The sequence below is a fragment of the Leucobacter luti genome, from assembly GCF_019464495.1.
GTDB lineage: Bacteria > Actinomycetota > Actinomycetes > Actinomycetales > Microbacteriaceae > Leucobacter > Leucobacter luti_A.
The window spans coordinates 1,548,542-1,570,673 of record NZ_CP080492.1 but is presented as its reverse complement, the minus strand read 5'-3'; the positions used below and the strand labels follow the sequence as shown (position 1 = coordinate 1,570,673).

16 protein-coding genes are annotated in these 22,132 nt (G+C 64.1%); 9 read left to right on the top strand and 7 right to left on the bottom strand.

Features of this window, described 5'->3' with window-relative positions:
• The first annotated feature begins 127 nt into the window (after window positions 1–127).
• Complete coding sequence (locus tag K1X41_RS07075) at window positions 128–1,405, top strand: aspartate kinase (RefSeq protein WP_132206197.1); 1,278 nt, start codon at window positions 128–130, stop codon at window positions 1,403–1,405.
• Between the two features lie 37 nt (window positions 1,406–1,442).
• Window positions 1,443–2,507 carry an aspartate-semialdehyde dehydrogenase gene (locus K1X41_RS07070; protein WP_220175678.1) on the top strand — a complete coding sequence of 355 codons (1,065 nt, stop codon included), beginning with the start codon at window positions 1,443–1,445 and terminating at the stop codon, window positions 2,505–2,507.
• A gap of 105 nt (window positions 2,508–2,612) precedes the next feature.
• Here K1X41_RS07070 and K1X41_RS07065 read toward each other — a convergent pair whose 3' ends face one another.
• Together K1X41_RS07065 and K1X41_RS07060 are read right to left on the bottom strand one after the other, a co-directional pair.
• Entirely contained in the window at window positions 2,613–4,277 is a 1,665-nt protein-coding gene (locus tag K1X41_RS07065; protein WP_220175677.1) for a VaFE repeat-containing surface-anchored protein, read from the bottom strand.
• 180 nt (window positions 4,278–4,457) lie between these two features.
• Window positions 4,458–6,770: a sensor histidine kinase gene (locus tag K1X41_RS07060; protein ID WP_220175676.1), complete on the bottom strand. Its 2,313-nt coding sequence runs from the start codon at window positions 6,768–6,770 to the stop codon at window positions 4,458–4,460.
• 140 nt (window positions 6,771–6,910) lie between these two features.
• Here K1X41_RS07060 and K1X41_RS07055 point away from each other — a divergent pair, with 140 nt between their 5' ends.
• Window positions 6,911–7,546, top strand: a complete 636-nt coding sequence (locus tag K1X41_RS07055) for a DNA-binding response regulator (RefSeq protein WP_166644335.1) — start codon at window positions 6,911–6,913, stop codon at window positions 7,544–7,546.
• 102 nt (window positions 7,547–7,648) lie between these two features.
• Here the strand turns inward: K1X41_RS07055 and K1X41_RS07050 are convergent, their stop codons facing one another.
• The 4 genes from K1X41_RS07050 to K1X41_RS07035 form a co-directional block, all read right to left on the bottom strand.
• Window positions 7,649–8,773 carry a low temperature requirement protein A gene (locus tag K1X41_RS07050; RefSeq protein ID WP_220175675.1) on the bottom strand — a complete coding sequence of 375 codons (1,125 nt, stop codon included), beginning with the start codon at window positions 8,771–8,773 and terminating at the stop codon, window positions 7,649–7,651.
• Window positions 8,774–8,875: 102 nt separating this feature from the next.
• Window positions 8,876–9,796: a metallophosphoesterase gene (locus K1X41_RS07045; protein ID WP_220175674.1), complete on the bottom strand. Its 921-nt coding sequence runs from the start codon at window positions 9,794–9,796 to the stop codon at window positions 8,876–8,878.
• Window positions 9,797–9,801: 5 nt separating this feature from the next.
• On the bottom strand, window positions 9,802–12,429 hold the full coding sequence (locus K1X41_RS07040) for a transglycosylase domain-containing protein (protein WP_220175673.1): 2,628 nt from the start codon (window positions 12,427–12,429) through the stop codon (window positions 9,802–9,804).
• A 75-nt stretch (window positions 12,430–12,504) separates the two neighbouring features.
• Window positions 12,505–15,132: a transglycosylase domain-containing protein gene (locus tag K1X41_RS07035; protein ID WP_220175672.1), complete on the bottom strand. Its 2,628-nt coding sequence runs from the start codon at window positions 15,130–15,132 to the stop codon at window positions 12,505–12,507.
• A 544-nt stretch (window positions 15,133–15,676) separates the two neighbouring features.
• Here K1X41_RS07035 and K1X41_RS07030 point away from each other — a divergent pair.
• The 3 genes from K1X41_RS07030 to K1X41_RS07020 all read left to right on the top strand — a co-directional run bounded on the left by K1X41_RS07030 (window position 15,677) and on the right by K1X41_RS07020 (window position 16,772).
• Entirely contained in the window at window positions 15,677–15,847 is a 171-nt protein-coding gene (locus tag K1X41_RS07030) for a DUF4177 domain-containing protein (RefSeq protein ID WP_132206716.1), read from the top strand.
• Window positions 15,848–15,851: 4 nt separating this feature from the next.
• On the top strand, window positions 15,852–16,328 hold the full coding sequence (locus K1X41_RS07025; protein ID WP_132206717.1) for a RidA family protein: 477 nt from the start codon (window positions 15,852–15,854) through the stop codon (window positions 16,326–16,328).
• A gap of 144 nt (window positions 16,329–16,472) precedes the next feature.
• On the top strand, window positions 16,473–16,772 hold the full coding sequence (locus K1X41_RS07020) for a hypothetical protein (protein ID WP_220175671.1): 300 nt from the start codon (window positions 16,473–16,475) through the stop codon (window positions 16,770–16,772).
• Between the two features lie 277 nt (window positions 16,773–17,049).
• Here K1X41_RS07020 and acs read toward each other — a convergent pair whose 3' ends face one another.
• A complete protein-coding gene (gene acs / locus K1X41_RS07015; RefSeq protein WP_133617269.1) occupies window positions 17,050–19,032 on the bottom strand; it encodes an acetate--CoA ligase in 1,983 nt (660 codons plus the stop codon).
• A gap of 191 nt (window positions 19,033–19,223) precedes the next feature.
• On the opposite strand from acs, the gene K1X41_RS07010 reads away from it, so the two are divergent.
• The 3 genes from K1X41_RS07010 (at window position 19,224) to K1X41_RS07000 (ending at window position 22,129) form a co-directional block, all read left to right on the top strand.
• The gene (locus K1X41_RS07010; protein WP_220175670.1) at window positions 19,224–20,639 is read left to right on the top strand and encodes a CpaF family protein; all 1,416 of its coding nucleotides are present in this window, start codon (window positions 19,224–19,226) and stop codon (window positions 20,637–20,639) included.
• Window positions 20,640–20,784: 145 nt separating this feature from the next.
• Window positions 20,785–21,669, top strand: coding sequence for a type II secretion system F family protein (locus tag K1X41_RS07005; protein WP_133617271.1), 885 nt, complete (start codon window positions 20,785–20,787; stop codon window positions 21,667–21,669).
• 175 nt (window positions 21,670–21,844) lie between these two features.
• Complete coding sequence (locus K1X41_RS07000) at window positions 21,845–22,129, top strand: DUF4244 domain-containing protein (protein WP_243736099.1); 285 nt, start codon at window positions 21,845–21,847, stop codon at window positions 22,127–22,129.
• The last annotated feature ends 3 nt before the right edge of the window (window positions 22,130–22,132 follow it).

The window sequence follows — 22,132 nt, the reverse complement described above, 5'->3', positions numbered from 1 at the left end:
TCGCACCAGCTGCCCCGAGGATGCCGCCCTGCACTCCGCACGTCTCCTCGTATGACACCCGAAGTCAGAACGACATATACAACGCAGTAGACTGGGCTTTCGCGTTCGCATTTGAGGAGGAACCCGCGTGGCATTGATCGTGCAGAAGTTCGGGGGCTCGTCGGTTGCTGATGCGGAGAGCATTAAGCGCGTCGCGAAGCGGATCGTTGAGACCCGTCGCGCCGGGAACGAGGTCGTTGTCGCGGTGAGCGCTATGGGCGACACCACAGACGAACTGCTCGACCTCGCAGCAGAGTGCACTCCGATTCCAGCGCCTCGCGAACTGGACATGTTGCTCACAGCTGGTGAGCGAATTTCGATGGCGCTGCTCGCCATGACCATCAAAGGCATGGGGCTTGAAGCGCTGTCGTTCACTGGGAGCCAGGCCGGCATGATTACCACCGCCGAGCACGGCTCGGCGAAGATCGTTGACGTGACCCCGGGCCGCGTCCGTGAGGCACTTGACCAGGGTGCCATCGCCATTGTCGCCGGCTTCCAAGGCTTCAACCGGGACTCGCGTGATATTACGACGCTGGGCCGTGGCGGATCCGACACCACTGCTGTCGCGCTTGCTGCCGCCCTTGACGCCGACGTGTGCGAGATCTACACCGACGTCGACGGCATTTTTACGACCGATCCCCGCGTCGTGCCCCGCGCCCGCAAGATTGACGCGATCACGGCAGAGGAAATGCTCGAACTCGCGGCCTCCGGCGCCAAAGTGCTGCACCTGCGCGCTGTCGAGTACGCGCGCCGCCACGGTGTCGTGTTGCACGTCCGCTCCTCCTTCTCAGGCGAAGAGGGCACCATTGTCTACGACCCCGCGAAGGGGCATCCGAAGGGAGATCAGGTGGAAGATCCGATCATCACTGGCATTGCGGCCGAAAAGGACGAGGCGAAGATCACCGTCGGCGGCGTCCCGGACGTGCCAGGAAAGGCCGCGCAGATCTTTGAGATTGTGGCGAAGACACAGGCCAACATCGACATGATCGTGCAGAACGTGTCGGCTGCCGATACGAACCGCACCGATATTTCCTTCACGCTCCCAGTGGGCGATGGCAAGCGCGTCATCGACGCTCTCGAGGCTGAGCGCGACGCGCTCGAATTTGAGGCGCTGCAGTATGACGACCAGATCGCGAAGGTTGCGGTCGTCGGAGCTGGGATGCGCACAAACTCCGGTGTGTCAGCGAAGCTCTTCCGCACGCTGTTCGATGCAGGCATCAACATCGAGATGATCTCCACCTCAGAAATTCGTATTTCCGTGGTCACGCGCGCAGATGTCATGGACACCGCAGTGCGTGTGCTGCACACCGCGTTCGGGCTCGATGCCGACACGGATGCGACGGTCTACGCAGGCACCGGCCGCTAGGCCCTCACCACTTCACCTCAGGAGAACAGGAACACACATGTCAGAACAGAACGGTGTCAGCGTTGCCGTTGTCGGCGCTACTGGCCAGGTTGGCGCGGTAATGCGCCGCCTGCTCGTGGAGCGCGAGTTCCCGATCGGGAAGATCCGCTTCTTCTCGAGTGCGCGCTCCGCTGGCACGACCCTTGAATTCCGCGGGGAGCAGATTGTCGTCGAAGACGTCGCGACGGCGGACAAGAGCGGGATCGACATCGCGTTGTTCTCGGCCGGGGGGACCGCCTCGAAGCAGTACTCTCCGGAGTTCGCAGCTGCTGGCGCCATCGTGATCGACAATTCGAGCGCCTGGCGCCTCGACCCTGAGGTTCCGCTCGTGGTCAGCGAAGTGAACCCCGAGGCCATCGACTTGGCCCAGAAGGGGATCATCGCGAACCCCAACTGCACCACCATGGCCGCAATGCCCGCGCTGAAAGCGCTGCATGACGAGGCCGGGCTTGAGCGTCTCGTCGTCACCACCTTCCAGGCAGTCTCCGGATCGGGTCTGGTCGGCGCCCGCGAACTTGCCGGGCAGGCGGCTGCTGCAGTCGAGTCCGGCAAACTGGAGCAGCTCGTGCACGACGGTTCGGCTGTCGATTTCCCCGCTCCCGAGGTCTACACCAAGACCATCGCCTTTGACGTGCTGCCGCTCGCCGGCACAATCGTCGATGATGGTGAGGGTGAAACCGACGAGGAAAAGAAGCTCCGGAATGAGAGCCGCAAGATTCTCGGTTTGCCTGATCTCCGCGTGGCTGGCACTTGCGTCCGCGTGCCAGTATTCACCGGCCACTCGCTGTCAATCAACGCCGAGTTCGGGCGCTCGATCTCCGCTGCCCGAGCTCGCGAGGTGCTCGCATCGGCTCCAGGTGTCGAGCTCAGTGATGTTCCGACGCCGTTGGAAGCAGCGGGCCAGGATCCGACACTCGTTGGGCGGATCCGGGAGGATCAGTCCGCGCCCGAGGGCCGCGGCCTGGTGCTGTTCATCTCGAACGACAACTTGCGTAAGGGTGCCGCGCTGAACGCGGTGCAGATCGCCGAGCTCGTCGCGGCGCGGCAGCTCGCGGCCGTCTAAGCACACACTGCTCGACACCGCGGCGCGCGCCGCACTCACCCCTGAACGTCACAGCGCGGGGCAGGATCCGACAGGATCGTGCCCCGCGCTGTGTCATGTTCCGGATCACTGAGGACCCGGGCGCCGGGTGCCGGCTGCGAGGCCGCAGACGCGCCAAGGCGTGCGGCCCCGCGATCGCGCAGCGCTAGCTCGTGCGTCGGCGACGCCCCACATGAGCGCCGCCCCGGCGATGAGCGTCACTGCGGCAATTGCTACGAGCGCGGGGCCACTATCGGATCCGGTGTGCGCAAGCGGCGAGGCCTGAGCCGCGGGTGCGCTGTGAGTTCCAGCAGTGATCGGCGCGGACGGAACGGTGGGTTGCGTGGGCGTGGCTGGGCTCCCCGGGTCCGTGGGTGAGGTGGGAACGCCGGGTGTCCGTGGCTCCTGCTGCACCGAGATGGTCTGTGCCGGATCAGAGATATCCGTGTGCTGGGCAATAGGCTGACCCGTGCCGTCGGCGCCCTCAAATAGCCACTCGAATGCGACGAGCGTGTCGCCGGCGTACCCCTTCGGCACGACAAATGTGACAGTGACGGATCCGTTCGCTGTCGACGGTGTGAACGTGGTCGTTCCGGTGATGCCGGTGCCCGATGCGTCGGACTGCCGCATCAGCTCCCCTCGCACTGTGTACTCCGTTCCGGGCACGAGATTCTGGAACGTCACGGTATCGACGACGGTGCCACCGTTCCATGCAAGGACCCGGTCTTGATCGGACGCATCGACCAGCGACGTTGCAAGGGTGGGTGTCGTACCAGGAGCCGCGGCCCACTCCACGGTCGCGGCTGCGCGGGTCGTCGCTGTGCTGGGCGCCACGAGGACCATCGACTGTGCATGATCAGCGGCACTGGGCGTGCTCCCGCTCGGAGTCGGGACCGAGACGACCGTTCCGGTTGAACTCGCACCAGCGGCTGCAACGCTCACGGTCGCGGAACCGGCCGCGTGCGAGGCACGGAGATCGAGGAAGAGCTCATCTCCGTTGTGCACACTGGTCGCATCAATTGGTGCACCGGCGCTATCGGTGAGCGCACGCGTCGGATCCACCGTCACCGCCACAGAAGGCTGATTCGTGCTCACGGTAAACGGGCCGATGAGTGATCCGCCGGATTGCACCGTGGTGGGCCCCGTAATAGATGCCGTCACCGCGAAATCTGCCGGTGTCGCCCCGGAACTGGCATTGGCGCCGTTGACCAAGTACCAGTAGGCCGCCTCGGAATCGGGCGTCTCCCAGAACCAATCCGCATCGAAGGTGAGATCGGTGTAGCGCCAGATCGCGTACTGGGCTGCTTCGATTGCGTCGTTTCGAGAAATCCCGGGAACACCGCTCGCGGCACCAAATTCTTCTAGGCTCAGTGCAGGGTAGCTGTGCGCAAGGAGCCAGAGCACCTTCCCCTGAATCGTCGGGTCCGTGAAGTAATTGCTTCCCAAATAGCTTGAAAGGTCCCCGACTCGGCCGGTCACGCCGGTGCGAGCCGATACCTGGTTCTCCAAGCAATACGCCCACGCTTCTGGCTCACCCGGTGCACTCGGATCCGGAGGCGTCTCTGCCCAGATCGGGAAAATACCCGTACCACCGTAGCCCTGTTTCGCCCCGACATACACGGGGCTTCCGACTTCAATAGCGGCGAGGGCGGGGGACTGAGCGAGGGGAACGCAGAGTGCAAGCAGCGCCCCCATCGCAGCAGCGAACCATCTTCCCGTCCGTCGGTGTTCGTGTGTGGTACGTAACTTCATTGCACGTCCTGCCGTATGTTCATGGTGATTGAGCTGAGGATGCGGCGTACCGTCACGCTGGAGAAACCGCACGAGAATCGATGTGACTGTACCAAGCCGTGGCCCTCGTGAAAAGTGCCAATCCGGAAATGACCCCTGCGCGGGGGTCACGCGTGCCCTTCGAGGTCTCGGAGCCTGAGCTCACTCGGTGTGCTGGGCAGCGCTCCGAGCTGCCTGAGTTTCTTCTGGCACATGAAACAGGAGCTGGGAGGTGTGCGGCCGGGCCGGCGCTCCGGAGGTGTGTACCAGCGTGAGCTGTAGTCCATCATGGACGGGAAAGAGCGAAACGGCCACTCGATCAGTGGCGGCAGCGGTGTCGATCGCTGCAGTGACTTCACCCACGATCCTCCGAGCCGTATCGTGATCCGGAGCATCTTGATCCCCGAGCCGTAGGGTGAGCTCGATCTCTTGGTCATGCGCGCGCCGCATCGCGGGAAAGAGGCGAGGGGCGAGGCGAATGAGCTGCGGCCCGACTTGGATGACCTGACGTAGATAGCGCTCTTCGTTCCCGCACGCGATCTGCGTCTCGAGCTCCCGCGCATCCCGACGCTCTTCGACGATATCCCGCATCAATTGCATGGCTGAGTCCAGGCCGGTATCGATCCATCGGAGGTACGTGCGCTGTGCGGCCCGTGCCGCGCTCGTGTCCAGATTTGCCCAGAATGTGCGCTGCTCGGCCGCCGCTGTTCCGAAGCAGAGCCGGGCGACTGCGGTTTGGAAACGCGCCCACACGAGCGCGAATCCCAGGCCGACTGCGAGAGCCGTAGCAACGATTGCAAGCCCATCCCGCGTCGACGGCAGCCCGAGGAACATGACCGTGGTCGCGGTAAGTATCCAGAGGACCGTGGCAGCCCAGACTCCGCGTCGACGGCGGTGGGCAAGGAGCCAGACGAATGGGGCAGTGGGTGCGAGAGCTTGCCAGTGGATCGCCTGGCTGGTGCCGAATTCTGTGGTGGCCGCGGCGCACACGAAGATGAAACTCGGTGCGCTGATGAGCACCATGCTGCTCCAGAAAGCCCCGCCCTGACGCGGGCTGAAACGTATCAGGAGCACGGAAATGATCATGGTCGCGATCAGGAGAAGCGCAGAAAGCCTGTAGTTTGCGGGGTTCGCTGCACTGAGAACGATGCTGACCATCGTCACACCGCCCGCCCAGAGGAGGGCTGCCCGTTGCTGCAGGCTTCGAATGGTGTCTTCGACCCGTGGCGGCGGGACGATTCGGGGCACCGGGGAAGTCGCTGCCTGGCTGAGATGCAGGGCGAGCGCCGCTGTCGTGCCGCCACCGGGCACGGAATCGACCGTTGCTGAGAACCCATGGAGTTCTGCGCGTTCGCGCACCGAGTGAGTGAGGCCTCGGAGATCAACAGCCGCAGCATCGAAACCGACACCGTCGTCGCGTATCTCGACGCTCAGGCGACTCCCGCTGATCCTCACCGACGCGTCGAGGTGGGGAACACCGGAGTGTTTTGCCGCGTTGGTGACGATCTCCCTGACCGCCCCAGCAAATCCCGTCAGCCGAGCTATGGAGACCTGGGAGAGAGCCTGAGTGAGCTGCTCGTCGCTCGCTCCACTGCGACGGACCATGATCCATGAGGACTGCAGTGCTTCGATGAGCTGAAGTGCAGCCGGTCGGGACCCTGAACGGTCCCCCTGAAGATCCTCGAGCGCGCGCAGGTCGTTCGCACACTGCATCCGCACGTGATCCGCGTGCGCAACTCCCAGACCGCCGTTCGCGATCGCGCCGAGTGTGTTGACCGCGGTGTCGTGCAGCACGCGAGATTCTTCCGCAATCTGGCGACTCGTGCGCTGCGCAATCTCGGCGCGTTCGATCGCCTCAGCGGAGCGATGTTCCTCCTCATCTCGGAGTTTCGCGAGTGCGAACAGCGGGGGTACACCGTACCGGAGGGCAAGAATGATCGACAGTTGCGTGATGATGATCGAAACGGGGAGGTCCGCTCCCCAGCTTGGAAGCCAGAGGAGGATCCCGCCACTCACCGATACAGCAAGGACGAACACTAGAGGGACCGCCGCGGGACGGAAGACGAGAAGTCCGACCGCGCAACTGGCGAAATTGATCTGCCAGCACGACGCGAAGACCAACACGGAAGCAAGATCACCGCTGCTCAGGTATCCCACCAGACCGAGCGCCGCCATCACCACCGGGAGTGGCCAGACGGGCATGTTCGGAAACCGTCGGAGGGCGAGCACAGCTGCGGCCGCGAGCCCCAGATTCCCCACCATCACAGGCCAGGCGGACCACCCCACCGACACACCGGCCGCGAGCACCATGACCAACTGCCAGACCGCGATCATGCCGAGCATGACTTCTCTGATCGAGGAGAGTAGCGAGCGCGAAGCCCAGCTGGCGTCCGCTGGCCGGAGATCCGCGACGAGAGGAGAGAAGAACGCGCCTATACGAATCAGGAATCCTCTGTCTTGGTCGAGTGCGGACATCGTGGCCCAGCTCTGGTTCCGGTGCCATACGATACTGGATACGAGAGCGGATCATAGAGCTCAAGGGCGGGGAACTGATGAATTACAGTAGCGCACAGCGGTGCCGAGTCGCAATCGTAGAAGACCATATGCTCCAACGCGTGCGCACCGAAGAGCTCTTGCGTGGCGAGGGCTCCTTCGAGATTGTGTTCAGCGGAGAAACCGCCCCTGAGTTCGTCAAGTGGGTGCGGGAGGCCCCAGATGAGCAGCGGCCACATTTGCTGCTGCTCGATCTCATGGTCGAACGTCGCCCAAGCGTGGATGTCGATCTGGTTGAGCGCCTGCTCGCTGCTGGGCTGCGAATCTTGGTCTTCTCTGCGTTGGCTTCGCCGATGCTCGTCCGCAAGATTGTGCGCGCGGGGGTGACCGGGGTGATCGGGAAGCGAGACTCTGAGACTGACATCCTGGCGGCAGTGCACGCTGCGGCACGAGGAGAAAGCTGGGTATCCACGGAACTCGCCGCAATCATTGCAGGTGACTCCGGTCGGCCACAGCTGAGCACTCAAGAAGAACAGTGTCTTGTGCTGTACGCGTCGGGGCTCACGCTTGACCAGGTCGGTGACGCACTGCACATCAGTCGCGAAACTGCGAAGCAATACCTCGACCGCGTCAAGAAGAAGTACTCCTCGCTCGGTGTGGATGTGCGCACCAAACTGGATTTTGCTCGGATGGCATGGGCAGACGGATACATTGATCCCCTGGCCCCGCTCAATCAGAACGGGGAGCCGCTCAGCTGATCATTGAGCGGAGGCAAGGCGCAGAGTGTTCCTCGCGGTCCGCTGTGCTCGCGATCCGCTGTGCTCGCGATCCGCCGTGCTCGCGGTCCGCTGTGCTCGCGCTCAGCGCCGGGAGCGCTGGGCTTCGATCGCCGCCACCGCGACAACGACACAGCCCGCGGTCGCGGCGACCGTTGAAATGGGAACGACCGTGGACGACAGGAGGAGCGCGGTGGCTCCGAAGTAGCAGGCGGTCGCACGGTGCGAGATCTTCCCGCGCAATAGCATGGTCCACACCGCGAGCAAGAAGATCGCCACGGGCACGGCGAGTGCTGCCGCAGCTGTGGCCTCTGAGAGATGTTCGGCTGCTCCAGTGATGAGATCAAGCTCGACTTCGATCCCGGCTGACACTGCACCTGCCGCCGCGAACAAGAAGTAATGCCCGTATCCGTACAGGAACCCGGATCTGGAGGACGTGAGCCGGTCGCCCTGCTCGAAACTGAAGTACACCCACCACATGCCTGCCGCGATGAGCAAACCGCTCACCGCAAGAAACACCAGTCTGGTGGGTTCGTGTGTGGTCGCGGCCGCATCGATGATGGCGTTTGCAGAAGCGAGCAGGCTTTCGCCGAGCAAGATGAGAGTGAACAGACCGAATCGCTCAGCGACGTGAGCGGCATGCCAGGGCGTGCGATGGTGGCGCTCCGCCCAGAGGGGCACCAGGACCTCGAGCAGCATCGCCGGCCAGAAGGTCCAGAACTGGACCTCGGGTGGGAAAGCGAGCCGCACCACCCAAAACACCTGTGCGAGGGCGATTCCTCCGGCGAACCGCAGTGCAACGCTGCGATGCGAGGGGTCGGAAGCGGCGAGGCGCAACCACTGCCCGACCATCGCTATACGCATCACGACGTACCCCAGGGTGACGAGCGACCAGGCACCATTTGCCATTGCATCGTGTACCCCAGCAGCGAGCATGAGCACACCGCCCATCTGCACGATGGTGGTGACTCGATAGAGCCAATCGTCGGTGTCGAACGCCGAAGCAAACCAGGTGAAGTTCATCCACGCCCACCAGACCGCGAAGAACACCATTGCGTAGCTCAGCGTCGCCGCAGCGGCATGGCCCTCGATGATCCCGTGATGTAGATTCTGGGACGCTTGGGAGACAGCGACAACGAAGACGAGGTCGAAGAGGAGCTCAAGTGGGCTCGCCGCTCGGTGCGACTCATGGGGGCTGCGTCCCGTCATCCTGGGCAGGCGAAGTCTGCGTGCACGTGCCCCAGTTGTGCTCGTCAACTGCGCTCCCACCTCGTGTTCTGCACTGCAGCACCGCTCCGGCGCAGAGCAATACTACCTCGCCGCCTCCAGCGTGATCAGTGATGCCTCTGGACGGCATGCGAAGCGCACCGGCGCGTAGATCGAGTTGCCCAGTCCGGCGCTCACATTGAGGAATGCTGCGCGGTGTGCGTCGTGCCACACACTCATGCCCCGAGCCTGCGTGGTCGGCAGATCGCAGTTGGAAGTCAGCGCCCCGACGCCGGGAACGCGCACCTGCCCACCGTGGGTATGACCCGCGAGAATGAGCTCGGCTTGGTCGTCCAGGAGTGCGCCGAGAGCCTCTTGGTACGGCGCGTGGACGACACCGAGACGAAGCACGTGCTCTGGTGCGGTTCCGAGCTGATCACGCGCAGCACGCATCGCGTCGACGCTGTCGTAGCGAATGTGCGGGTCGTTCAGTCCGAGGAGCTCAAGCGAGGTGCCGCGAACTTCGATCCGCCTGGCGCCATTGTTGAGGTTGATGCCGCCAAGCTGTTCGAGCCCCTGAGTCAGCGCCACATTGTCGATGTCCGGCGTGCGCGTGCTCTTGCGGCTCGGCTCAAGCAGGTACTTGACGGGGTTCTTGAAGGCTGGCCCGTAGTAGTCATTCGAGCCGTGCACGAACACTGTCGGCGCCTGCTCGGCGAGCGGGCGAAGCGCATGGAGGAGCGCGTGGCGCGCCTGAAGGTGTCCCATGAGATCACCGGTGAGTACGACGAGATCGGGTCTGAGCTCAGCGAGCGAGCGCACCCAATCGACCTTGTTGGACTGCCACGGGGCGAGGTGGAGATCGGAGAGCTGCAGGACCCGGATCGGCGCAGCTCCGTCCGTGAGGAGCGGGAGCGTGTGCCGCCGCACGGTGAACAGGCGGCGCTCGATCACCGTGGACCACACGGCGACTCCCGCTGCGGCTGCCCCGAGGACAACCGCAGCAGGATGTGGACTCCGCCCCACGGTGACTAGTCCTTACTCTTGCCGCAGTCGAGAGTCAGAGTGATGGTGCCGCTCACGCGGGCTTCCTCGCCGCTGCCCGGACTCACCGCGACCACTTTGTGCTTCTTGCCGTCGGCTTTGCCGCCGGCCTCACAAGTGAAGTCGACGTCGGAGAAACCACTACCGTTCAGCGTGGACTTTGCAGCATTGCCTGTCGCGCCGATGAGGCCGTCGGGTACCGGCGAAGCCTCGCCGTTGCTGCGGAAGACCGTGACGCCGGAGCCCTGCGGGATCGAGGATCCACCCGCCGGGTCAGAGGACGCTACGAGACCCTTGCCGACGGAGGAGTCAACCTCGCCGCCGTCAGAAACGTTGAAGCCGAGCTGTGACAGCATCGAAGAGGCCTCGTCGAACGATTTCCCCTTGACGTCTGGCACGGTGACCATGGTCTGCTGAATCGCCGACTGTGTCGGCTCGGGGAAGGCTTCGCCACCGTAGCGTGCGTCAGCCGTGTTCATCACTGCGGGCCAGATGCTCTGATCGGCGTACATGAGCCCGCCGAAGCCCTGCGTGGAGACGCGGCCCCAGGTGCCGTCAGCGAACTGCACTGGGCCGGCGTTTCCGACCCAGGTTGCTGTTGCGACCCTGGTGCTCGCGCCGACAGTCCAGTTGTCAATGACGTGATCAGAGGTACCGGTCTTCGCGAGGTGCGGGACGCCGTAGGCGGACGCCGCGTGCCGCGCGAGTCCGTTCGAGACCGCGTACTGCAGCGCGTAGGCGACGCCAGCTGCAACCTCGGGCTGAAGCCCTTCCGAGCACTCGCTCTTGGTAAACGGGACCTCAGCACCATCTGGGCCAGTGATGAGATCAATCGGAACCGGAGTGCAGACGGTGCCGTCGCCGGCAAATGCCGCGTAGGCCGCCGCCATCGTGATCGGAGCGATCTCGTCAATGCCACCGTAGACGTTGGAAGGCACCATTGTGAGCTCGCGGGTGCCATAGTTCGGCAGATCCGGATTCGTCTGGTCCGAGGCGCGGTGGATACCGAGCTTCTTTGCCGTGGCGAAGGTCTCGCAGAGATCCATCTTCTGCTGCATGGAAACGAGACCGCCGTTGATCGAGTTGCCGATCGCGGTGAGCACGGGCTGGTTGCCCTTCGTGCCCTCGTTGTCGTTTGTGAACGGGAAGGAGCCGAAGCCGTAGACGCCGTCGGTCATACAAGACGCCTGGAACGAGCTCTCCTGCACGGTGCGGCTATTGACATTTACGATGTCGCGCACGGAGTGACCTGTCCGGATCCACTCGGCGAGTGTGATTGCCTTGAACGTCGAGGCGACCTGGAAGCCGCTGGAGCCGCCGTACTCGAAGTCGGTGTTGTAGTTGATTGCCGAGTAGCCAGGATCTGTCTCGATGACGGTCGGATCGTTACTGAACACCTTGTTCTGTACCATCGAGAGCACACGTCCGGTGCCGACCTCGACGCTGCTGGTCGCGGCCCCAACATCGATGCCGTCCATGACGGCGGGCACCGTGGCGCGGGTTGCGTCCAGGCCCGCGGCCTGCATATCGAGATCGATCGTCGTGTAGATGTCGTAGCCGCCGCGGCTGAAGTTGAACTCGCGCTCTTCTGGGGTGTCCCCGAAGTTGGGATCCTGCTTGATGTACCGCTGCACGTAGTCGCAGAAGTAGCCGACGCCGAAGTTCTTTTCGGCCTCGACGCAGCCCGCGACGCGGGGCTTGATGGCCGGTTCGACCTCGGTAGCGATGGCTTCGTCGTACTGGGCTTGGGTGATCTTGCCGTGGTTCAGCATGCTGCCGAGGATCTTGTCGCGGCGCTCTTTGTTGGCCGGGATGTTCTCGGGAACGTCGATCTGGAGGTGGCCGGGGTTGTTCACGATCGCGACGAGGCTGGCCGCCTGCGCGAGCGAGAGGTCCTTCGCCGAAGAGCTGTAGTAGTACTGTGCTGCAGACTCGATGCCGTAGATCGTGCGGCCAAACAGGGCGATATTGAGGTACCCGAGCAGGATCTCGTCTTTCGGGTACTTCTTCTCGATGCTGATCGCGAGCTTCATTTCTTTGAGCTTGCGATCGACATCCTGCTTCATCGCGTCTTTGTACGCGGCTTTCTGCTCTTCCTCGTCGGGAATCGCGAGTGCGTCCTGGATCAGCACGTTACGCACGTACTGCATCGTGATCGTCGAGGCGCCCGACAGGTTCTGGCCCGCAGCGTTCTGCAGCACCGCTCGCGCCGTTGCGAGCATATCGACACCGCCATGCGTGTAGAAGCGGGGATCCTCCTCGGCGACGGCCGCGTCTTTCACGAACTGGGAGATATCGTCCCAACCCACGGTTTCGCGATCCTGATCATAGAACTCCGCCAACTTGTAGACCGTGGTGTCTGCGCCTGTGGCCCACAGCGTGGAGGGCTCAGCGAGACGACTCGGGTCGAGGTGGTTCGGAAGGCTCTCGAAGATTTCGATTGCGGAGTTTGCCGCGGTGCCGCTGAGTGCGACCACCGGGGTTACCGCTGCCGTGACGAGGACGCCGGCGATTGCGCTCATTGCAACTGCGCCAATGATGCCGCCGAGGGCGCTGCCCGCGCTGCGCGGCTTCACCGAACGCGCGCGTGCGGACGAGGGTGTCTTTCGGGTCATAACATCCAAGCGTATGCGACATTGCTGAAAATCCCCGCACGCAGCGACCCATGCTGCGTGCGGGGAACTCTGCCGCTACGGCTTTCCGCAGGCGAGAGTCAGTGTGACAGTGCCATTCGTATTGGCCTCCTCGCCGCTTCCCGGGCTCACCGAGACGACCTTGTGCTTTTTGCCGTCGGCCTTCCCGTTTGCCTCGCAGGAGAAGTCGACCCTGGTGAATCCGGCGCTGTTGAGCGTGGACTTCGCAGCATTTCCTGTCGCGCCGATCAGGCCGTCAGGCACTGCGCTCGCCTCTCCGTTGCTGCGGAAGAGTGTGACACCCGAGCCTTGAGTGAGCTCAGTGCCTGCGGCCGGATCGGAGTGTGCCACGAGGCCCTCGCCCACAGCGGAGTCAACCTCACCGCCGTCCGCGACGTTGAAGCCGAGATCCGTCAGAGTCTTGCTCGCCTCGTCAAAGGACTTGCCCGCGACATCTGGCACCGTGACGGTCTTCGCCTGAGTGGACGTCGGGCTCGGCTCGGGGAATGGATCCCCGCCATAGCGGGCGTCAGCGACATTCATGACGGCCGGCCAGATTGACTGGTCCGCGACCATCAGGTTGCCGAAGCCCTGTGTGGACACGCGATCCCAGGTGCCGTCTGCGAGCTGCACTGGACCAGCATTGCCCACCCAGGTGGCGGTGGCGACCTTCGTGCTCGCACCCACAGTCCAGTTGTCTTTCACTTCGTCGGTGGTTCCGGTCTTTGCGAGGTGCGGCGTGCCGTACGCGGAGCGAGCGTGATCGGCGAGCCCGTTGGTCACCGCGTATTGCAGGGCATACGCCACACCGGCCGCGACCTCCGGGGACGTCGCCTCGCTGCAGGTGGACTTGGTGAACTCGACTTCTTTACCGTCCGGGCCGATGATCTGGTCGATCGGCACCGGGGTGCAGACCGTGCCGTTGCCGGCGAACGCGCCGAACGCGGAGGCCATCGTGATGGGGGCGACCTCGTCGGTCCCCGCGAACACGCCGGAGGGGACCCGCGTGAGTTCGGTGGTGCCGTAGTTGTTCAGATCTTCATTCGTGTTCTGCGGCGCTGCGCGATGAATGCCGAGCTTGGCGCCCATCGCGTAGGTCTCGCAGAGATCCATCTTCTGCTGCATCGAGACGAAGCCGCCGTTGATGGACTGTGCCGTGGCCGTCAACACTGAACGGTTGCCGGTGATCTGAGTGTTGTCGTTGGAGAACTCCCAGTTGCCGTAGCCGTACACCCCGTCAGGGGAGCAGGAATCCGGGAAAGACTGCAGCGGTACCGTGCGACCGTTTACGTTCACGATGTCCTGGACCGAGTGGCCCGTGCGGATCCACTCGGCGAGTGTGACGGCCTTAAACGTTGAGCCGACCTGGAAGCCGCTGGAGCCTCCGTACTCGTAGTCGGTGTTGTAGTTGATTGCGCTCAGGCCGGGATCCTGTTCGACGGCCTCTGGGTCATTGCTAAACGGGCGGTTTTGCACCATTGCGAGCACGCGGCCGGTACCGACCTCGATGCTGCTCGTTGCCGCACCGACATCGATGCCGTCCAAGAGCGCGGGCACGTTCTCGCGCATCGACGCGGTGGCCGCTGCCTGCATGGGGAGGTCGATCGTGGTCTTGATCTGGTAGCCGCCGCGGCTGAAGTTGAACTCCCGCTCCTCTGGGGTGTCCCCAAAGCTCGGATCCTGCTTGATGTAGCGCTGCACGTAGTCGCAGAAGTTGCCGACGCCGTAATTCGCCTCGGCCACAGCACAGCCCTGTCTGCGTTCCTTGATGACGGGCGTGACCTCGGTAGCGATGGCTTCGTCGTACTGGGCTTGGGTGATCTTGCCGTGGTTCAGCATGCTGCCGAGGATCTTGTCGCGGCGCTCTTTGTTGGCCGGGATGTTCTCGGGAACGTCGATCTGGAGGTGGCCGGGGTTGTTCACGATCGCGACGAGGCTGGCCGCCTGCGCGAGCGAGAGGTCCTTCGCCGAAGAGCTGTAGTAGTACTGTGCTGCAGACTCGATGCCGTAGATCGTGCGGCCAAACAGAGCGATATTGAGGTACCCGAGCAGGATCTCGTCTTTCGGGTACTTCTTCTCGATGCTGATCGCGAGCTTCATTTCTTTGAGCTTGCGATCGACATCCTGCTTCATCGCGTCTTTGTACGCGGCTTTCTGCTCTTCCTCGTCGGGAATCGCGAGTGCGTCCTGGATCAGCACGTTACGCACGTACTGCATCGTGATCGTCGAGGCGCCCGACAGGTTCTGGCCCGCAGCGTTCTGCAGCACTGCTCGCGCCGTTGCGAGCATATCGACACCGCCATGCGTGTAGAAGCGGGGATCCTCCTCGGCGACGGCCGCGTCTTTCACGAACTGGGAGATATCGTCCCAACCCACGGTTTCGCGATCCTGATCATAGAACTCCGTCAGCTGGAATTCTTCTCCGGTGTCCTTGTCTGTGGCCCAGAGCGTGGAGGGCTCAGCGAGACGACCTGGATTGAGATGATCGGGCAGATTCTCAAAGATATCCACGGCGGAGTTTGCCGCGGTGCCGCTGAGTGCGACCACCGGGGTTACCGCTGCCGTGACGAGCACTCCCGCGATCGCACTCATCGCAACAGCGCCGAGGATGCCGCTGAGGGCCCCGCCAGCGCTGCGTGGCTTTTCGGTGCGAACCGGCGGGTTCTGCGTTGTCTTCCTGGTCATAACAGGCGAGCATATGCGACTGATCTGCAATTCCCTGAGTGTGCCAGGTGGATGGTCCGTGCTGCCGCGTGCGGGGAGCGCAGCCGTTCTTTCCCCAGCTCAGCGCACGAAACGTAGCGTCACGGGGCACCGCTTTGAGTGTGCTCCGAGGATGCGCTGGCACGCTCAACGGCGTCTCGCGGGCCTTCCCACCAGACTCACAGCTGAACTTGACGGGCATGGTCGCCACCTGGCACAGGTGTCAGAGACACGTGGGCTGAGCCTCTCCCGGGCAACCAGCGAGACATGCAGGACACCGGACACCGCGTTGAGCGCATCAGCGCCGCGGCCCTCGTCAGCGCGTGGGCTTCCGCGAGCGACTCCGCCTGTTTCGTGTTTGCGCCTATGCCCGCCTTCGTGAGTTCACGGAGACCCGAGTGGTCCTCCTGGTCATACAATCGAAGCGAAGCGACGTTACGAGAAATCTGCGCAAGTCGCGGGTATCAAGTGCGACGCGGCAGACTAAGCCGGAGCTATCCGGCTGAATTCAGAGGGAGATCCGTACGTGAGTGAAACGATCGAGACGGCGCAGTGGGAGTACTTCGTCACCCCGCTGCTGCTGCACAATGAGGCGCAGATCCTGAACAATTGGGGCGCGCAGGGGTGGGAACTCGTGCAGATCATCGAGGGCCCGGCCGGCGGAAATGTTGCCTACCTGAAGAGAAAGAAGGCCTAACCGCATGTCATCAGTCATTGAGGATCGCCTGCGCGAACTCGGATGTGAGGTCCCAGAGGTCGCCGCAGCGGTGGCCGCCTACGTCCCTGCACTGCGTGATGGGAATTACGTCTACACGGCCGGGCAGCTGCCTTTCGTCTCGGGCGCGCTGCCCGAGACCGGCAAAGTCGGGGTCGGGGAGGGGCTCGTGACCCCCGAGCGGGCCGAAGAGCTCGCGCAGCTGTGTGCGTTGAACGCCCTCGCAGCAGTACGCGGCGTCATCGGAGACCTCGACCGTATTGTCCAGGTCGTCAAGGTCACCGCCTTCGTGGCGTCGGATCCGTCTTTTACTGGCCAACCTGCAGTGGCCAACGGCGCCTCGATGTTCCTCGGCCGCGTATTCGGGGATCTCGGGATTCATGTGCGCTCCGCCGTTGGCGTCGCGGTTCTGCCGCTCGACGCTCCAGTAGAAATCGAGTTCGTGTTCAAGATCGCCGATTAGTTTGTCGGAGTCGTGCACTCAGCACGAATAACGCGGGGGCGGATCCGGTGGATTCGTCCCCGCGTTCGTGTGTGTGGGCTCACACAGTGCGAACGACGATGGACTCGTGGAGACTGCTCGCACGACTCAATTCACGGGGGAGCGATGTCGGTTCTCCGGGACTCGCAGGATGCCGCAGGGGAGTCGTTCGACCTGATCGCCCATGATCTCCCCGGGCTGAAAGGGGTGACGTCCTACGGGACGCTGGTGCGGCTGATCGCAGAGCTCCGCGTTTTCCGTGGCGTGCAGTCCGGCGCCGCGATCCCCGATCGCTCCACGGTCTACGATGTGATGCGCCCCAGGCGCACCCGAATGGATAGCGGCCTCGCCAACGACATCGTGCTCGCGCTGGGTGCTGATGAGGCCGAGGCCGAGCACTGGGTGGACCGCTGTGCGCAGGCATAGGCATGGCACCCAACGCGCCAGGCCTCACAAGAGGAGACCACCAGGCTGAACGCATCGAGCACCGTGCGTTCTCGGCTGAAGTCAGATCCGAGCGGTAGTCTCCACGAACACTGGTACTCCGGTGCTCGACACACTCCTCACCGATTGCCTGATCCTGAAGCCGCGTGATTGCGGGCTGTGGGGCGTGGACCAGGGCCTTCGAGAGGTGCGGGGCTGCGCACTGAGAGGGGCACCGCGCGTCGTGCGCGATGCCCCTCTCCACTCCTCGAACGGGTGACTACCTGGTCGCGGTGATCTTCTCTTGGATCGTGCTCATCACCATCGTGTCGGCCAGCGTTGTGATGTCTCCGACCTCTTTGCCCTCGGCGAGCTGCTTCAGGATCCGGCGCACGATCTTCCCAGAGCGCGTCTTGGGGAGTTCGGTCACAATGTAAATGTTGCGGGGCCGAGCGATCGCACCGATCTGACCAGCGACGTGCTTCTTCAGCGCGGCCTCGGCGTCTTCTTCGGTCAGGATGTCCTGCTGGGTTTTCAGCACGACATAGGCCACGACGGCTTGACCTGTGGTTTCGTCGTCAGCGCCGACCACTGCCGACTCGGCAACTGCGTGGTGCTCGACCAGAGCCGATTCGATTTCCGCAGTGGAGAGCCGGTGGCCGGAGACGTTCATCACGTCGTCCACACGGCCGAGGAGCCAGACGTCGCCGTCTGCGTCGAGCCGCGCACCGTCGCCGGCGAAGTACTGATCCCCAAACTTGGACCAGTAGGTATCGACGAAGCGATCCGGATCGCCCCAGATCCCGCGCACCATCGAGGGCCACGGGCGCTGGATCACGAGCAGACCGCCCTGTCCGCGCTCGACCGGGTTGCCCTCGTCGTCCACGACCGCCGCCGAGATGCCAGGCAGCGGCACCTGTGCGCTGCCTGGCTTGAGCTGCGTGATGCCTGGCAACGGGGAAATCATGAGCGCACCGGTTTCCGTCTGCCACCAGGTGTCGACGATTGGGGCGACCCCGCCACCGATGACGTCGTGGTACCACCGCCATGCCTCGGGGTTGATGGGCTCGCCGACCGAGCCGAGCAAACGCACACTCGAGAGGTCATACTGCTCGGGGATCTGCCGACCCATCTTCATGCAGGCCCGGATCGCGGTCGGGGCCGTGTAGAAAATGGTGACGCCGTACTTCTGGATAATGCTCCACCAGCGGCCCCAATCCGGGGTTTCGGGGGTGCCCTCGTAGATTACCTGGGTCGCTCCGTTGGCGAGCGGGCCGTACACGACGTAGCTGTGCCCGGTGATCCAGCCGATGTCAGCCGTGCACCAGTAGACGTCAGTGTCAGCCTTGAGATCGAACACGTTGCGATGGGTCGTGCTGGCCTGGGTCAGGTATCCGCCAGAGGTGTGCAGGATTCCCTTGGGCTTCCCGGTGGTGCCGGAAGTGTAGAGGATAAACAGCGGGTTCTCTGCTGGGAAGCCCTGCGGGGTGTGCTCACCATCAAACGCGGTGATTTCCTCGTGCCACCACAGATCGCGATTGGCGGCCATGGAGATTTCGTTCTTCGTGCGCTGCACTACGAGCACCTTCTCGACGGTGCTGCCACCACCGTGCAGGGCGAGGGCGTCATCGACGGTGGGCTTGAGCGCCGTCACGCGTCCTTTGCGGTAGCCGCCGTCCGCGGTGATGACCAGCTCGGCCTCTGCGTCGTCGATGCGAGAGCGCAGGCTCTCCGCGCTAAAGCCGCCGAAGACCACGGAGTGTGCTGCGCCAAGACGCACGACTGCGAGCATCGCGATGATGGTCTCCGGGATCATCGGCATGTAGATCGCGACGCGGTCGCCCTGGCTCACTCCGAGACTGGTGAGCATATTGGCGGCGCGTTTGACCTCGTGGGTCAGCTCGGCGTAGGTGAGCGAGCGAGTGTCGCCCGGCTCGCCTTCAAAATGAATGGCGACTCGATCGCCGAGACCGGCCGCGACGTGCCGGTCAAGGCAGTTCTCTGCGACGTTGAGTTCGCCGTCTGCGAACCATTTCGCAAATGGCGGGTTGGTCCAGTCCAGGATCTCGGTGAACGGTTTCTTCCAGTTCAGGTTCTGAGCCTGCTCTGCCCAGTACCCCTCGGGGTCTTCGGCCGCGCGCCAGTAGACCGAGGGATCGTTGAGATTTGCCTGCGCACGGAACTCGGCACTTGGCGGATAGATCTCCGCGCCCTCGGCGTTCTGCAGTGGGTGGCTTTCGATGGTGCCGTGCTGGTCAGTCATGGACGCCCTTATCCGTTCTCGCGAGTGGAGCGCTCCGAAACTGCGGGTGCCGGAAGCGCCGATTGCACCACCAGGCTATACCGTGCGGCGACCTTCGCTCTCAATATGACACCGGTGGAGAAAAACCCCGAACTATCCACATTGGACAGTATTTTGTCGTGCACAACTGCGGCATCGGGTGGAATATCCGCATGATTCCCTCACTCCTCAGACACACGGCCCCCGCACAGCCGAAAACGGTCGTGCGCTCGCCTGGCGGGCCCGGGGGTGTTGGAGGTTCTCGGGGGTCTCGGAACTCTCGGAGCTCTGCAGAATCTCGAAGATCTGGAGGTGCTGGTGGGTCCCGGCGCGCTGACGACTTTCGGGGTGCAGTCGAGCGCCAGCAGCGCGGAAAGCACGGCCGGTGGTGGGCGGGGCGCGAAAGCTCCCCGGGCCAAGCCGACACCGCACGGCAGGATGAGATCGCGCCGGAACGCGACGTCTCCGGGGCTGAGCTGCGTGCAACGGAGGCGTCTTGGGCGGAGCTGCTGGGACGCGCGACTCCACAGAGTGACGGGCCGCAGGCCGTCGGGCTGCTGCGGCCAGATCCTCTACCGGATAACGCTGCAGAGCGCTCGTCACGCGTCTGCGCTCCGCTGCCACCGCCGCGCACCGCCGCCCTCCCGCTCGCGGCGCGGCGCGCGCTGGGCGGCTTGCTCCCCGTGCTCGACGATCCTGCGCTGCGGGATCTCCTCGTGCACGTGCGGGCCGGACAGGGTGAACTCTGGGTGGATCGGGCTGGTCAGATCGAGCACATCGCGGGCTGGTCCGTGCAGCCTGCCGCAGTGCACCGCCTTGCTACTGCGCTGATCGCAGCGGGGGGTCGGCACTTGGATGAACTGCATCCGAGCGGTGATGTGCGGTTGGGAGATGGGATGCGGGTGCACGCTGTGCTCCCGCCGGTGGCCGTTGCCGGAGCTGCAGTATCTATCCGAGTGCCGCGAGTAGAGATGCTCAGCTTTGACGAACTTGTGAGCGGGGGACTGTGCACTCTGCGAGTCGCCGACTTGCTGCGGAGCGCAGTGCGTGGGCGCAGAAATCTACTCATCACGGGCGGCACGGGAACCGGCAAGACGACGCTCCTCGCCGCCCTCCTCTCGCTCGTGGGGCGCCGCGAACGTATCGTCACTATCGAGGATCTTGCCGAACTGCGGCTCGCGCATCCGCACGCGATAGCTCTCGAAGCGCGGCAGGCGAGCACTGAAGGGCTCGGACGAGTCACGCTCGACGAACTGCTGCGTGAGGCGCTGCGGATGCGGCCTGACCGCATCGCGTTGGGGGAGTGCCGTGGTCCGGAGATCGCGACGCTGCTCACTGCCCTCAACACAGGACACGATGGCGGAGCCGGCACGCTCCATGCGAGCAAGATCAGCGAAGTGCCCGCCCGGCTCGAAGCACTTGGAGCCAGCGCCGGGTTGCCCCCTGAAGCGCTGGCGAGGCAGGCCGTTTCCGCGCTCGACCTGGTGGTGCACCTGACACGCGTGGCCGGTCGACCGCGAGTGGAAGCCATTGGCAGGCTCAGCATCGGGACTGACCGAGGACTTGCGATCGACGTGGGGCGGCTGTGAACGGCGGACGGCTTTCTCGGCCGCGGCAGTCTGGCCGATCTGGGGGCAGGCTGTGGTGGCTCGGGAGGTCGCATGCGCGGCGATTGCCCCGGCGGACAGGGCCGCGCACGCCGGGGGAGCAGAGGCGTCAACGGCGGCTGCTGAGATGGCACGACGCTGTGCCGTGCTGCTGCGTGGTGGCGTCCCCGCCACGCGAGTGTGCGCCGTGCTCGACCGTGAAGCAGCTGAGAAGGAACACACGGAGCGTGACACCACGAGCCTACGGAAGATCGCGGCCCGCGCTGCGAGGGGTGATCCCGTGGCTGAGGCTATTGCCGCCGAAGACGCGCCGCCGTGGCGGGTCCTGGCAGTGGCATGGCGACTCGCTGAAGAGAGCGGGGCACCACTCGCACCCGCACTTGACCGGATTGGTGGCGCACTGCGCGAGCTTGAGCGGCTCGGCGAACGGCGGGAGGTGCTGCTCTCCGGACCGCGGGCCACCGTACGACTCGTCGCGGCGCTGCCGCTCCTGAGCTTTGGAATCGGGGCGCTGTTGGGTTTCAACCCGCTCGGAGTGCTGTTGAGCCCCGCTGGTGTAGCACTCTTCTGCGGGGGTGGCACTCTGCTGGGAGGAGGCGTGGCCTGGGCGCGAATGATGCGGCGACGCGTTGAGCGTGCCGACAGGGTGGACGGTATCGAGTGCGAGCTGGTGTGGGTCGCGCTGGGAGGCGGTGCCGCCCCGGAGACCGCGAGCCGCAGAGTCGTCGACGCGATCGACGAGTTTGGCGCGTCCTGGGTGCGCTTCGACCGGTTCGTCAGCGACGGGCTTCTTGCCACCACGATCCGGACTGCTGCGGCGACGGGGGTGTCGCTTCGCCCGTTGCTGCTCGAAGAAGCTGCGGGAGCTCGTGCCAGAGCGCACGCTGAACTTGAGCAGGCGGCTGAACGGCTCGGGATTCGTGTGCTGCTTCCGCTGGGGCTCTGCGTGCTGCCGGCGTTCGTAGCGCTCGGGGTTGCGCCTGTCGTGATCTCGATGCTGGGCGGGATGTGACATGCGGGTGCACTGCGGCAGGCTCAGCGCAGCAGATCCTCGCCCACAACTCGTGAGTTGTGCCCTGAGCTCGGGAGATATTCACAGCGCGGGGTTCTCGGCCCCTGGCTCGCTGCCCGACACGCAGGATGGAAGCACCGGCGACCGCCGGGCCGTACCGACCGAAGGGACTACCATGACCACCAAACTTGAACTCGTTCCAGACCCTCCTGCTCGCCCTCCACTGATCCTCCACCGTCCATATCGTGGAGCGCGCACACTGATCCGGGTGCGCCGCTGGGCCAGCGCCCGGTTCGCGCGTTTCCGCGCTGAAGAGCGGGGCGCGGTCACTGCGGAGTACGCCATCGTCATCCTGGCGGCCGTCGCCTTTGCCGGACTGCTGGTCGCAATTCTGCAGTCTTCGGAAATCCGCGCCATGCTTGTGCAGTTGGTGGAAAATGCGCTCGGAACGGGTGAGTGAGCG

Bases quoted from the DNA above. Each gene is read 5' to 3' on its own strand.
- K1X41_RS07020 (WP_220175671.1), top strand. From the start codon at position 16,473: ATGTCGGTTCTCCGGGACTCGCAGGATGCCGCAGGGGAGTCGTTCGAC.
- K1X41_RS07005 (WP_133617271.1), top strand. From the start codon at position 20,785: ATGGCACGACGCTGTGCCGTGCTGCTGCGTGGTGGCGTCCCCGCCACG.
- K1X41_RS07010 (WP_220175670.1), top strand. From the start codon at position 19,224: ATGATTCCCTCACTCCTCAGACACACGGCCCCCGCACAGCCGAAAACG.
- K1X41_RS07070 (WP_220175678.1), top strand. From the start codon at position 1,443: ATGTCAGAACAGAACGGTGTCAGCGTTGCCGTTGTCGGCGCTACTGGC.
- K1X41_RS07050 (WP_220175675.1), bottom strand. From the start codon at position 8,773: ATGACGGGACGCAGCCCCCATGAGTCGCACCGAGCGGCGAGCCCACTT.
- K1X41_RS07000 (WP_243736099.1), top strand. From the start codon at position 21,845: ATGACCACCAAACTTGAACTCGTTCCAGACCCTCCTGCTCGCCCTCCA.
- K1X41_RS07035 (WP_220175672.1), bottom strand. From the start codon at position 15,132: ATGACCAGGAAGACAACGCAGAACCCGCCGGTTCGCACCGAAAAGCCA.
- acs (WP_133617269.1), bottom strand. From the start codon at position 19,032: ATGACTGACCAGCACGGCACCATCGAAAGCCACCCACTGCAGAACGCC.
- K1X41_RS07060 (WP_220175676.1), bottom strand. From the start codon at position 6,770: ATGTCCGCACTCGACCAAGACAGAGGATTCCTGATTCGTATAGGCGCG.
- K1X41_RS07065 (WP_220175677.1), bottom strand. From the start codon at position 4,277: ATGAAGTTACGTACCACACACGAACACCGACGGACGGGAAGATGGTTC.
- K1X41_RS07025 (WP_132206717.1), top strand. From the start codon at position 15,852: ATGTCATCAGTCATTGAGGATCGCCTGCGCGAACTCGGATGTGAGGTC.
- K1X41_RS07040 (WP_220175673.1), bottom strand. From the start codon at position 12,429: ATGACCCGAAAGACACCCTCGTCCGCACGCGCGCGTTCGGTGAAGCCG.